This window comes from Kluyvera sp. NPDC087067, assembly GCF_044745165.1.
In the GTDB taxonomy this organism is placed as follows: Bacteria; Pseudomonadota; Gammaproteobacteria; order Enterobacterales; family Enterobacteriaceae; genus Kluyvera.
This window is the reverse complement of record NZ_JBIUZS010000001.1, coordinates 1,109,546-1,122,831: the sequence shown is the minus strand read 5'-3', so window position 1 is coordinate 1,122,831 and position 13,286 is coordinate 1,109,546. Positions and strand designations below refer to the sequence as shown.

The following is a 13,286-nucleotide window of genomic DNA, read 5'->3' as shown; positions in this document are numbered from 1 at the left end:
AACCCGGCGGAGGCCCGACGTACGGCACAGGGTGGTCCGGGGATACTGAACAGCCAGGGGACACCGTTCCAGGGGATGAACGGTGGCCAGACGACCGGGACTCCGGCGTCTACCAGTACTTCGCGCTCGTCGCAGGGTGTCGGAATCAATACGGCTCCGGGTGGGACATCGCGCAGTACGGGGTCACAAAACCCTGATCGCACATTGTCTCAGGGCTCCGATAGCGGACAGGCCCGCGGTGTGACAGGGGAGGCTGCACCTTCTGCCTCTACAGCTTCATCGTATATTGGCGGTCCGGGCTCTTCGGGCGCCCGCGCGAACCCGGCTGAGGCCCGACGTACGGCACAGAAGGGTACTGGGGCACTGAACAGCCAGGGGACACCGTTCCAGGGGATGAACGGTGGCCAGACGACTGGGACTCCCGCGTTTACCAGTGCTTCGCGCTCGTCACAGGGCATCGCAATCAATACGACTCCGGGTTCGTCACAGAGCGGCGGTAGCAATACGGTCGCAGGCGGGACATCGCGCGCTACGGGCACCGAAGGCCCATCTCAGGGCTCCGTTGGCGGACAGGCTCGCGGGGTGACAGGGAGCGCTATGCGTTCCGCCACTCCAGCCTCGTCTTATATTGGTGGACCTGGCTCTTCGGGGGCACGCGCAAATCCGGCTGAGGCCCAACGCATGTCGCAGCGGAGTCCGGGGGCACTGAACAGCCAGGGAACGCTGTTCCAGGGGATGAACGGTGGTCGGCCAAGTGGTACTCCGGTGTCAGCGGGTACATCTGGTGCGTCGCAGAGAGTCGGAACACACACGGCTCCGGTTGGAAAAACGACGCAAAACCGTGAGAACGCATCGTCACGTGGAACTGATAGCAAACAGGCCCGTGGCGTGTCCGCGCGCGCTGCACCTTCCGTATCTTCGGGATCGCCATTTATTGGCGGGCCAGGATCCTCTGGCGCACGTGCTAACCCGGCACAGGCCCGACGTACGACACAGAGTGGCCCGGGAGCGCTGAACAGCCTGGGGACACCATTCCAGGGGATGAACGGTGGACGGATAGCTGGGGCCGCGTTGCGGGGTAACAGCATGCAGACAGCCGCTACCAAATCGCCTCGCACGGCTCCAGATGGTTCAGAAACAATGAACGATCTGAGTTTGCAGCGGGGCATAGCTGGTGAGCAAACTCGCGGTGTGACGACTAATTCTGCACCATCGGCGACTACACGCTCTTCGTCTATCGGTGGGGCTGGATCCTCGATTGATCCCGCGAATCCGACGGAAGTTCGCCGTTCAAATCAGGATGTACCAGGCCAGCTGAATCGTCAGGGTACGTACTGGCAGGGTCTGGATGGAAAACAGGCTAGCAAAATGACTCCTGAGAAGATGAACAATTCGTCATCGTTTATAGGGAGTCGCGGTTCCTCGCAGGCGATGCCAAATTTCAACGGGGTTTCAAAAACCACGGTGAAAAAATAGTTCACTTCGCGCCATTTTGAAAGAGACAACTATGAAAATTGAACAAGACGTTGTAGGTACTGTCAATAATATTATTGCGCAAGCATTATGTTGCGATATTGATCAGGTGACTAAAGATAAAGATATGTATTATGACCTTTTGGCCGACTCATTATCAATGCTTGATATCTTTGTTGCAATTGAACAGACCTATTCCATTGCGTATACAGAAGAAGACATTAGCAAAGTAGAACGCGTGGAAGATATATATCGTTTTGTGAGTGCTAACGTTTAAATAGGGGGGAGGATGAATATCAATGCAGTCACCTCTGCCGATTATCGCTATCACAGCTCAGTGAATGTTTTTTCGTATTCGTGTCGGTATTTTTTGACGCAATTAGAAAGCGTAAAAGGAGGGATTCCTACTAATATGTTCAGGAAGAACGTATGTGATTATCAGAATCTGGTTAATTATAAGATAGATGATGATGAACTTATCGATGAGCATGCGCTTCCGCCATTACGCAAAGAAAAGCTACTGCACGTGATACCTGTCATTCGGTCGGTTTCCGGAGTTGAAAGCCATTTATTGACGTATTATTTACCTTTCCAGTACGGTAGACGAGCTTTACTTAAAGGACGTCATCGTGGTTACACTGTCAGAAGGCGAAAAAATATCTAAGACAGCTTTGTAATTATATTTTATCGCGTAATCAAAAGGCACTATGGCAGTTCTGCATAGTGCCTTTTTTTATGAAAAAATGATCGTATTTATCGTTATTTGATTATGTTTCCATCACAATTGAATCATGATGTTTATGGGTTCTCACAGTACTATCGTGACATGATTGATGGGTTAGTTGCCTGTCATTTTTCACAGGGTCATAAAAACTTATTATGCTGGAAAAAAAACAAAACGATATTTCTGCGCGAAAAGTTGTAGTTCGTTTGATTAATGGTTCTCTACGTGGCTGTGAGTTCACACTCACGACGGGGAGAACTATATTCATCGTCTGTCCTGCAGATGATATTAAGCAGCAACATCAGGGAACCATTACCCCCGACAACACGATTTATATCCCGTGTAGTGTGCCATCGCCAAATTTTGAGATCTTTGTACCAGAGGATAAAGATAAGCCCTTAATTTTACATACATTAGAGGCTGAAGGTACGACTGAAAAAGAAATTTCTGCGAATAAACTGATTGTTATCGGTGAGCAAAAGGTATGCTGGAGAGATGAAAAGGATATTTTTGCCGACGAGCTGTTAACAGATTATACGCACCAACAGTCTCACGATGATGATGATACCCAAAAAGATGATGTCAAAATAACCAACGGCAAAAGCCCTTGGTGGAAACTGGCTGCGGCTTTAGTCATTATTGGCTGCGTCTCTGCTGCCGGATATTCTTATCTTAACGAAACTCAGCGTCAAATTACTTCCGTCGCTGAATTTTTAGATAATAAGATAGGTGACTATCATATTATTTATGGCAAGGACAATATCATCTATATCCTCTCTGAAAGCGAAAGTGCCGCACAATGGGCCATTCAGAGTATGATTCGAACACCTTCGCCGTATCGCACTAAGATTCTGACTACTGATAATGAAGCACAACGTATCGGTAAATGGATAGAAAGCAACTGGCCACAGGTCAAGATCCATCGTGTCAGACTTGATAATCCCGAACATCCTATTGTAGAGGTGAGCGCGGAGCGAACGAAACTGTCGCCAGCAGAAATGAAAAGGTTTACTGATTCAATTGCCAAAAATATTAATTATGCTACTGGTGTTTCAGTTAATAGTATTTCAGATCAAAGCATTCGCCGCCTCGCCATCGATGGTCTGGAAAAATTATCGCTCTCCTTTACGGAAGTTAAAAATAGCAATAGTGTGACGCTGGTTATTCGTGGAGCGCTCGACGATGGCGAATTTGAAAGATTAAAAATATTTATCACCCACTACTCTCAAATATGGAAAGGGGAGTATGTACAGTTTGCTATGGAGCTTAAAGATGACTGGCTTAAAGGCAAGTCATACAAATATGGAGATCGCGGCTATGTTAAGTTATCTCCAGGGCATTGGTATTTTCCACGTAATATAAAAAAGGAACTATGAAATGAGTGATGTAAATCCGGTTACCAACTGGGATGGCTTTTTATCCGACATGTCAGGGACGTTTGATACCGGCGTAATTAATCTGAATACTGAACTGGACGAAGCGCTTAAAAACCTGACTGGCGATCCGTCAAACCCTGAACTGTTGGCGAAATATCAGTCACGCTTGTCAGAGTATACACTTTATCGTAATGCTCAGTCCAACGTGGTTAAAGTATATAAAGATGTCGCTTCAGCAATTATTACTAACTTCCGTTAATAAGAGATTAATGTTATGAGCATCACTGTTAATCCTATCGAGGCTTTCGCTGGACAATCAAAAGATATTTCTATGTCGGATCCGACATCTGTGACATTGGAAGCTCGGATGATTCAAGCCTATGCAAAAACGTCAACGACATTTGAAAATGAACAAAATGATGTGATTAACCAACTACAGCAATCGAAAGTGACATCAGATCCTGCAGAGTTATTCAGGCTACAGCAGCGGACATCAGATTATAACCTGCAGGTTTCTATGATCAGCACCTTAACTCGCAAAGGCGTTAGCGCGGTTGAGACTCTACTGCGTTCTTGATAATGAAAAAATCATATTTGTTTTTGCCATTAACAGTCTTGCTTCTTACAGGTTGTAAGGATGAGCAATTACTCAAAGGCCTTGAGCAGAATCAGGCTAATGAGGTTATTGCTCTATTACAGCGTAATAATATTATGGCGGATAAAATCAGCACGGCCAAAGAGGGGTTTACCGTTTCTGTAAATGCTCGGGATTTCGCAGCGGCAGTTGATCTTATGGCAATGTATGGTCTGCCCAGACAACCGGAGATCGAAATTGCACAGATGTTCCCTGCTGATTCTCTTGTGTCGTCTCCGCGAGCGGAAAAGGTCAGACTGTATTCTGGGATTGAGCAACGTCTGGCCCAGTCGCTGTTAGCCATTAGAGGAGTGGTTTCAGCCCGGGTCCACGTTAGCTATGATATCGACGCAGGGGAGGGAAATAGCAGGAAAAAACCTATCCATTTATCGTCTTTGCTCAATTACGATGATCAGATCACGGATACCTCGCTTTTAGTTGGGGATGTGAAACGTTTTTTGAAGAACAGCTTCGAAGATGTGGAATACGATAATATTTCGGTCATTTTATCTAAGGTCGATAGCGTTCAACGGATAGCGCCGGGCATTGCGCCCGATCGCTCGCCATCATTGATATCCTGGTTATTTATCGTGGCCATGCTGGCAGTGAGTTTTGTATTAATTGCTGCGTTGATGTTCAAAAGGAAAGGTCATACGTTGGCCTCGGCTTTAGGCAAGCATTCTATGCTCAATGGGAATAGAGGCGAGCATCAGGAAACTGGTGGAAAGCAGGCTAAAGTAAACCCCGAAGCTCAGAGCGCTGTAGCGGTTTCAGAACAAACGTCTTCAAGGGCTGAAGGGAAGGAAAATGTACGCTGAAGCACAGCGGATACTTTATGACCCTGTATCCTGGATTAATCCCCATCGATTTCCGGCAATAGAGAATTTTTCGTCGGTGAGATGTCAATCTGTATTGAATGACATACTTTTAAAGGAGTTTAAGTTATCGACGGGTTGTGTCGATCTTAATAATAGCCGTGAACGTTTTATTATTTCGCACTGGGCGTTGTTGCCCGGTGCGGCATTAATGGCTGCCTGCCATCGTCATCGGGCAAAGCTGGCGCGTAGTGGTTTGATTGCAAAACTGGATAAGGTGACTCAGCAATTTGCGTTGTCTTGCCTTACCGAGTCAGAAAGTCATGGTCATGAGAGATTAACTGGTGAGGAGTTAGCCCAATTGGCCTGCCAGGAAGCAATGAAATTCAGTTGTTCATTATCGTTATCAATACGTGAAAGGATCCCATTGCTTTTTTCTTCCTCACCGTCGACTTCAGATTATGAAATTTATAACGAAAGTGATGAACTGCTATTAAGGATGGCTATTCAGCATGCAAAACGAGCCGCATGATATTATTTTTCGAGATGTTGCTGAAGGAGTGTTATTGCCTGCAGCTAAATTATCCTTGATCAAACGGTCACGTGACATTATTGCGCAGGCAAAAAATAATGCCAGCAGGATAATTAAAGAGGCTGAAGCGGAATGCGAACGGATTCGCCGTGAATCATACATGGCGGGCTTCGAACAGGGGCTCGTGATGTCTCTTGGTTCGGTTTGTCAATACATTGATAACAGTGAACAAAATGCTCATGAAATGGAGATTAAGTTACGAAATGATTTAAGAACACTTTTATCTGACATCATCAGTGAAGATGACTTTAATATTAAAGTGGTTGAGCATTGGGCCGAAGGGATTGATAAAAGTGATCAATCTTTACCATTGCATATACTTATGCCTTACGCCAATCGAAGACTAAAGGAGAGGTTTGCACAGGCGATTAAAAAACAGTACTCCGGGGCCGTGATTTTTGAATTTCACGAAGAACCTCGGTTTGTATTTAAATATAATAACAGACTGGCAGAGTTTTATCCTGAAGAGTTTGTTAATGACACTATTGAGACGCTGACATCAAAATATACACTTGCTGAGCGAACACGTGAAATATCTAATGAAGCCGTCAGGTATCTCCATGAGCAGTTGAGTTTATTATATCCATCGTTACCCGAAGAAGATTTGGAGGAATTATCAGATGAACAATATTAATGGAATTAGTAGTAACAACAAAGGAGTGGAGTTGCAAAGCTACGCCGAGCAAATTAAAAGCCTCGATGAAACGATGGGTGAGTCGAAGACTGACATGAATCTCGGCTTCCTGATGATGTATGAAGAGTGGAAACAAAGCATTCTCTTATCCGATGGAATTAATGAAGATGAAAATGCCGAATGGTAAATTGTGGTGTATAAGACTCAGTATTGCTGCTAGTGTTATTTTGTTGGGCGGCTGTCAATCACTCTCACACAATAGAACGCTAACAGATAAGCATCAGAAAAAAATTGTTGTCCCGGTATATCGTTGCGTCAGCAGTGAAGGGGAAATTAATAGCGTATTGCCGGCGGCCCTGTATGAGAATATGAATACTTGCATTGCCAGGGAATCATGGAGTGATGCGATATATCTATACGCTCGGGCAGGGAGTTCAACATGGTATGATGCTGTTCAGGTTGAAACGCAGTATGCGCGTTCTATGCACAGCCGATTGCTCAAAGAAAGTATTGATGCACTTGATAATAACCAACGAAATAATTTCTGGCGGCACCTTCAGGCTACTATGTCAGATGCTGCTAAAAAGAAAAAATTATGTGAGGTTCTCATTGCCTCTGGTGCTCCAACCTATCGGCCAGATTATATGCTGCTTTCTGCTTCTAAGGATGCAGAGAGAGGCTTTCCAATAGCGAAGAACTGGGAAAAAGCCGTTTATTCATATGTTGGCTGCGGGAGCGAGAAATCGCCTGATATCTATACTCCATAATTACACGGAATTCTTAAATATTGACTCAAGTTTTATCATTTAATGTGTTTCTTCCCTTTCTTTTATTATATGGGTATGTTAAAAAACAACACACATGACGAATTGAGCTGTCCTTTTATCTGTTATAAAACGCTTGTAATAACGAGAGTTATTGTTTCAATCAAATCTTTTTAGATTAACTTTAGACTATATTGGGATTTTTATCTTCACAGTAAAAGGAATTTTTATGGATTCTGTATGTTACAAATTTGAAGGGTTTAAGTTTCGATATGGACGTCTTATCAACAATGAAATGAATGAGATTACCCTGGCCCCAAAGGAGAGTGCGGTGCTAAGGCTAATGCTGGAACGTGCGAATGATATTGTCACTAAGGAGGATTTCGTTCAGCTGGTATGGAAAGGGGGGATTGTTTCTGATGAGTCACTGACACGCTGTATTTATGTTCTGCGACGCATTTTAGGGCACTCTGATAGCAAACGTTTTATTGAGACAGTCTATGGCAAAGGATATCGTTTTGTCGCTGATGTGCAGGTAGTTGATGATGATGCCTGCTACGATGACGCACCTGCGCCAGTGCCAAGAGCTGATAATTCAGGTAACCCCAGTATTGCGTTATTTCCATTTGAAATGGAGAATAATAAATTATCTATATCGCTTCATGATATGCTGGTAGAAAGATTACAACGAATAAAAATGGACAGTTCTGCATCAATGCATGTGATTTCATCATTCGTTACACGAGCTTATCGGGACTATAGTGATTTTTTATTAGCTATTGAAAAATCAAATGCCGATTTTTACATCACAGGTGCAGAAGTCTATTCTGATGATAACTGTATTATCAGACTGGAACTCGTCAGAGCTCACGATCATTCTGTGTTGGGTCGTGAGGGCGTCACGCTGACAGGGGATCATCATCTTAATTTTCACGCTATCTTTAAGATGATCACCATTCTGCTCTCCGAGATTGGTATAGTAATAAAAGATGACAATATCCCAACTCCTGCATCTGACATCGGCAGTGAAATAATAGCAGGAGAAATGCAGCAGCAATACTCCACTCATCTGTTGAGAAAACATCTGGATATTATCTGTCAGGATGATGGGCATCGAAAGCAATATGTAAATAATTTTCATGAGGCCATTGCAATTTACTTCTCAATTGCTAATCTTGGAATTATAAAATATTCGTATTTACGTGATGAGATAAACTATATTTTTAAGGAGATGGCATCCCGGGAGCCAAATAAAGCTATTGCTTTAGCATTGCAGGGAGTGCTTGACGATAGGGATACGGCTGCGGAAAAATTCAAACTCGCGCTGCTACTATACCCGGGGATGGCGGAGGTCTATTACTATTACGCCTGTTATCTTGCCATCAATGGTGATTATTATAATGCATTGCGCATGAATAATATCTGTATTGACCTAAACAAGACGTCCTCTTCTGCGAAGATATTATCACTTATTATTTATTATCTGATGGGTGACTATTCTAATGTTTTTGAAATTGGTGATAGACTATTGTTGACACGTTCTTGCTTTACATCAATTGTGAAGGGCGTACTCGCTTTAATTTATGTCAGCAGAGGGGAGCTAAAAAAAGCTCAGAATTTTACTCATACCTTTGAAAAAATGAAGGGGGAGTGTGATTTTATTGCTTACTGCTATGATGAGGTTCAGTCAACATTGAATGATAATCGCCCAGTACATATACCTAATGCAGTGGAGAGAAAACCTCAGGAAATTAAATTCATTGCTTGTAACCTATAATGATTATTAATTTCTCAATGTTATTATGATGGTATCGTGATGATGTGAATTTATAATTATGAATGATGATGCTTGTCCCTCTATATAATTAACATTCAACTTCATGTTGGTTGTCGTTAAGCTTGACATATTATAAAGCAGACTGCCATTATATTGGTTGAGTTAGAGGTTATTCATAATAATATTAGATGTATTTATAGTTGGCACTGTAAAAGAGAGAACTAAAAATTTCGATTAATTCTATTTACAATGTATAAATGATACTATGTTATTTATGGGGTCTCAATAATTTTGAGGCCTCATAAACACATAAAGATACTTAGATATTAAACCATTAGTTCTCCTTCTGACGGCTGTTGTCAAAAGGAATTGGTTAAAACGGCTCCTCTTTTACTTACGCATGCCAGAAGACAGCGGAAGCGCTGAAAAAAGGTTACAAAACCAAAGTATACCGACTGTGCTTTAGCACAATGTATTCTCTTGCCCTCCTTTCTTTAAAACAATTCCAGTATTATCTTCTCGACGTTTATCAAGATTGTCATCCCAATTGTTGTATGGTGAGCCATATTAGTATGGCGTTATTGCAGTTTGTCTCTTGTTATCACCTGGCCAGGCCCTGAATTATAAAATGAAAAATCCTGGGTATCTCTTGTAAAAAACGATTTTTACCAAGTGAAGATATATTATTGGTATCGTTTTTTGAAAGTTGTGGTTTTAAAAATTAAGTAGATTAAGCCCACATAATTCTATATGGGTCACTAATGCTATGCGGACGAGGCAAGTATTAGTGATATCTATTTACTTTTGCTGGAATGAACAAAGATGCAATTAACCAAATGGGCTTTAGCTGTTGGCCTTACGACCACAGTGCTTGCCGGTCATGTACAAGCGGGAGACCAGGGGCATGGCAACATCACATTTACCGGAGCAATTATTGATGCCCCGTGTTCAATTACCCCTGAGACCATAGAGCAAACAGTTGAGCTTGGCGAAATTTCTAATAAGGCACTGATGAATGGCGGGAAGTCTCGTCCACGAACCTTTGATATCAAACTGGAAAGCTGCGATCTCTCTGGCCTCACAGATAAAACGGTCACGATCACCTTCACCGGACCAGAGTCCACCGCCCAGCCGGGATACCTGGCGCTGATTGGTACAGCTAAAGGTGCGGCAATCGCTATTACCAATGATGAAGGTACCAATATTCCGCTTGGGACACCGAGTTCCGCCACGAAAACACAGCAGGGTGATAACACTCTGACCTATGCCGCCTATTTGCAAGGAAACGGCGCTTCCGCCTCCGTAGTGCCGGGCGACTTTAGCTCGGTGGCTAACTTTACCCTGGCCTACCAGTAAGCCGAGTCTGGCCTTACGCATTTTCGGTACGATTTTACACGCGGGATATCTATGAATCGTAGTGCTTCATTTGTCACGCCTTTGCGGCTGTTGTGGCTGACGCTGTCTTTTTTCTCCGTAAGCACACTGGCGGCCGATGTTGGCGATCAGGGGCATGGAAAGGTCAGCATGCAGGGGGCAATTATTGATACGCCCTGTGCCATTAAGGTCGATAGCCGCGATCAAGTTATTGATCTTATCACGCTGCCGCTGGATCAAATTATCAGTACCGGCGTTGGGCCATCCAAAACGTTCAGCATTCATCTCGAGAACTGCGCGCTGGAGCCGATGTTGCCAAACCATCCTGACTGGTCACATTTTCGCGTCACATTCGATGGGGCTATCACCGATGGTTCGTTGTTCGCGCTACGCGGAGAAGCTCGGGGTATTGGCCTGGAAATTATGGATGCAGCGGGCAACCGCATACAACCGGGTATCGCCTCTTCTGAGGGACTGATACAGCCGGGCACCATGCGTCTTGATTACAGTCTACGTCTGGTGGGCAACCATCAAAAGCTGCGGGCTGGAGCCTATCAGACGACGGTGCGCTTCAAACTGGATTATTTTTGATGAGGCAAGTTTTTAACTATTCGGGCATTGCGATGCTGGTCGCGCTTGCTGTACAGGGCGTGTCTGGCACAGCAAGCGCAGCTGAAGCTATCCAGTTCAATACCGACGTACTGGATGTGGGCGATCGGGCGAAAATCGATCTGAGTCAGTTTTCTCGCGCGGGTTTTATTATGCCGGGAAAGTACCAGATGGTCGTGCGCCTGAATAAAACAGAGTTGCCGGAACAGCCGTTGACCTTTCTGGCCCCTGATGATGACCCAAAGGGCAGTGAAATTTGCCTGACTCCTGAACTGGTTTTGCAGTTTGGACTTAAATCATCCGTGCAGAACTCGCTGACGTGGTGGCACCAGGATACCTGTCTAATATTGGCCAGTCTGCCTGGAGCGAGTGCGCGCGCGGATCTTGGCAGTAACACGCTTTACTTGAGTATTCCCCAGGCGTATCTCGAGTACACCGCCGAGAACTGGGATCCACCGGGGAGTTGGGATGAGGGCATCGGTGGGGCGATTTTCGATTATAACCTCAACGGACAATCCTCTCGTTATGCGACGGGAAATCGTCGTGAGATGAAGTCGCTGACCGGAAATGGAACGACCGGCTTCAACCTCGGTGGCTGGCGGGTACGTGCCGACTGGCAGGGACGCTATAGCCATAGCGATGGAACCTATAAGGAGGAGCAGCGAGAGTGGGCGTGGAGTCGATATTACGCCTGGCGCGCGCTGCCTGCGCTGAAGGCGAAACTGATGCTTGGCGAAAACTATCTCAGCTCCGGTCTGTTTGACAGTTTTCGCTATACGGGAGGCAGCCTGGAATCGGATGACACCATGCTGCCGCCCAACCTCCGCGGCTATGCGCCGGAGGTGGTGGGTGTCGCCAGAACCAACGCCAAAGTCACTATCAGCCAGCAGGGACGGATCCTTCATGAAACCACCGTCGCGGCAGGGCCGTTTCGTATTCAGGATCTGAATACGGCGGTCTCAGGGACGCTGGATGTCGCCATTGAGGAACAAGATGGCACCGTTCGCCGTTTCCAGGTGGATACCGCCAATATTCCCTATTTAACCCGACCGGGAATGGTGCGTTACAAGCTGGCAATGGGTAAACCGTCTGACTACCGCCACAACAGCCTTGGACCGGGATTTGTGACGGGTGAATTTTCATGGGGCGTGAATAACGGCTGGTCACTGTACGGCGGCAGCCTGTTGGCAGATGAATATAATGCGCTGTCTGCAGGGATCGGGCGCGATCTGCTGGCGCTCGGCGCGGTCTCATTTGATTTGACGGAATCGCGCGCCGTGCTGCCACGCGATGGTAGTAAAACCGGCGGCTCATGGCGTCTTAGCTACTCCAAACGCTTTGATGAATATGACAGCCAGGTCACCTTTGCGGGTTATCGCTTTTCGCAGCGTAATTTTATGAATATGTCTGAGTTTCTCAACGCGCGTTATCACGGTATTGCAGGTAATAACAATAAGGAGCTGTACACCATTGCCTTCAATAAACAGTTTCGTCAGCTCGGGCTAAGTGCCTACATGAACTATAGCCATCAGACCTACTGGGACCGACCGGATAACGAAACCTACAACTTTTCGGTATCCCGCTTTTTTGATGTGGGACGATTGAAAAATCTCGGCCTGAATTTATCGGCCTATCGCACCTTCTATAACCATACTCGTGACGATGGCGCTTATCTTAGCCTCACGGTGCCGTGGGGGAATAGCGGAACATTTAGCGTCGATGGTCAGGCGGGAAGTTCTGGTAATGGCGCAACGGTCGGTTATTTCGACAGCATCGATCTGAACAACAGTTATCGACTTAAAGCCGGTGTAGCCCCGCAGGGACGGGGAACCAGTAGCGGGTACTTTACCCATAAAGGTGACGTCGCGGAACTCACAGTCAATACCACCTATGAACAGGGGCGCTACCGTTCATTGGGGGGCGCTATCCAGGGAGGGCTCACGGCGACGGCAGAAGGTGTGGCGATGCATCGGGTCAGCAGTATGGGCGGGACGCGCATGATGGTCGATACCGGCGGCATAGCCGGGGTACCCATCCGCGGATATGGCGCGGGCACCCAGACCAACCGTTTCGGTAAGGCGGTAGTGGCGGACATCAGCAATGGCTATCGCAGCAGCGTCAGCGTAGATGTTAACGATCTTGCTGATGACGTTGAAGCCACCCGTTCGGTTGTGCAGGGAACGCTCACGGAAGGGGCTATCGGATTCCGCCGTTTTGGCATGATCGCCGGACAAAAGGCGATGGTGCGATTGCGTCTACCGGATGGCAGCGCAGTGCCATTTGGCGCGGCTGTGGTCAGCCGCCACGATAGTCAGGCGGGGATCGTTGACGACGATGGACTGGTATGGCTAACGGGGATGGTGGCCGGAGACAGCATGAAGGTGATATGGGATGGGCAAACGCAGTGCGCAATCGTGCTGCCAAAACCTTTACCAACAGGTAACCGTATTATGCCGTTAACCTGCGCGCCGCAAATATAACACCTCAACTCTCCGCAACCGTGGAGACAACAAG

14 protein-coding genes are annotated in these 13,286 nt (G+C 46.2%); all 14 read left to right on the top strand.

What is annotated here, in order from left to right:
- The coding region (locus tag ACIPDS_RS05375; protein WP_400733367.1) for a hypothetical protein at positions 1–1,476 on the top strand (1,476 nt) is incomplete at its 5' end.
- A 31-nt stretch (positions 1,477–1,507) separates the two neighbouring features.
- Positions 1,508–1,750: an acyl carrier protein gene (locus ACIPDS_RS05370; RefSeq protein ID WP_400733364.1), complete on the top strand. Its 243-nt coding sequence runs from the start codon at positions 1,508–1,510 to the stop codon at positions 1,748–1,750.
- Between the two features lie 602 nt (positions 1,751–2,352).
- Positions 2,353–3,573, top strand: coding sequence for a PrgH/EprH family type III secretion apparatus protein (locus ACIPDS_RS05365; RefSeq protein ID WP_400733361.1), 1,221 nt, complete (start codon positions 2,353–2,355; stop codon positions 3,571–3,573).
- A 1-nt stretch (position 3,574) separates the two neighbouring features.
- Complete coding sequence (locus ACIPDS_RS05360) at positions 3,575–3,832, top strand: type III secretion system needle complex protein (protein WP_400733359.1); 258 nt, start codon at positions 3,575–3,577, stop codon at positions 3,830–3,832.
- Between the two features lie 15 nt (positions 3,833–3,847).
- Entirely contained in the window at positions 3,848–4,150 is a 303-nt protein-coding gene (sctI, locus tag ACIPDS_RS05355) for a type III secretion system inner rod subunit SctI (protein WP_400733356.1), read from the top strand.
- Positions 4,151–4,152: 2 nt separating this feature from the next.
- Positions 4,153–5,025 (top strand): EscJ/YscJ/HrcJ family type III secretion inner membrane ring protein, encoded by an 873-nt coding sequence (locus tag ACIPDS_RS05350; protein ID WP_400733354.1) that lies wholly within the window; start codon positions 4,153–4,155, stop codon positions 5,023–5,025.
- Positions 5,015–5,554 carry a hypothetical protein gene (locus ACIPDS_RS05345; RefSeq protein WP_400733351.1) on the top strand — a complete coding sequence of 180 codons (540 nt, stop codon included), beginning with the start codon at positions 5,015–5,017 and terminating at the stop codon, positions 5,552–5,554. The genes ACIPDS_RS05350 and ACIPDS_RS05345 overlap by 11 nt, the downstream gene beginning before the upstream one ends.
- Positions 5,535–6,248 (top strand): hypothetical protein, encoded by a 714-nt coding sequence (locus ACIPDS_RS05340; protein ID WP_400733349.1) that lies wholly within the window; start codon positions 5,535–5,537, stop codon positions 6,246–6,248. Before ACIPDS_RS05345 ends, ACIPDS_RS05340 begins: the two co-directional genes overlap by 20 nt.
- Before the next feature lie 31 nt (positions 6,249–6,279).
- The gene (locus ACIPDS_RS05335; RefSeq protein ID WP_400733347.1) at positions 6,280–6,435 is read left to right on the top strand and encodes a hypothetical protein; all 156 of its coding nucleotides are present in this window, start codon (positions 6,280–6,282) and stop codon (positions 6,433–6,435) included.
- Positions 6,410–7,015, top strand: a complete 606-nt coding sequence (locus ACIPDS_RS05330) for a hypothetical protein (protein WP_400733344.1) — start codon at positions 6,410–6,412, stop codon at positions 7,013–7,015. The genes ACIPDS_RS05335 and ACIPDS_RS05330 overlap by 26 nt, the downstream gene beginning before the upstream one ends.
- A 226-nt stretch (positions 7,016–7,241) precedes the next feature.
- Positions 7,242–8,789, top strand: coding sequence for a winged helix-turn-helix domain-containing protein (locus ACIPDS_RS05325; RefSeq protein ID WP_400733342.1), 1,548 nt, complete (start codon positions 7,242–7,244; stop codon positions 8,787–8,789).
- Between the two features lie 822 nt (positions 8,790–9,611).
- The gene (locus ACIPDS_RS05320; protein WP_400733339.1) at positions 9,612–10,145 is read left to right on the top strand and encodes a fimbrial protein; all 534 of its coding nucleotides are present in this window, start codon (positions 9,612–9,614) and stop codon (positions 10,143–10,145) included.
- A 51-nt stretch (positions 10,146–10,196) separates the two neighbouring features.
- Entirely contained in the window at positions 10,197–10,754 is a 558-nt protein-coding gene (locus ACIPDS_RS05315; RefSeq protein WP_166513744.1) for a fimbrial protein, read from the top strand.
- Positions 10,754–13,252 (top strand): outer membrane usher protein, encoded by a 2,499-nt coding sequence (locus tag ACIPDS_RS05310; protein WP_400733334.1) that lies wholly within the window; start codon positions 10,754–10,756, stop codon positions 13,250–13,252. Before ACIPDS_RS05315 ends, ACIPDS_RS05310 begins: the two co-directional genes overlap by 1 nt.
- The last annotated feature ends 34 nt before the right edge of the window (positions 13,253–13,286 follow it).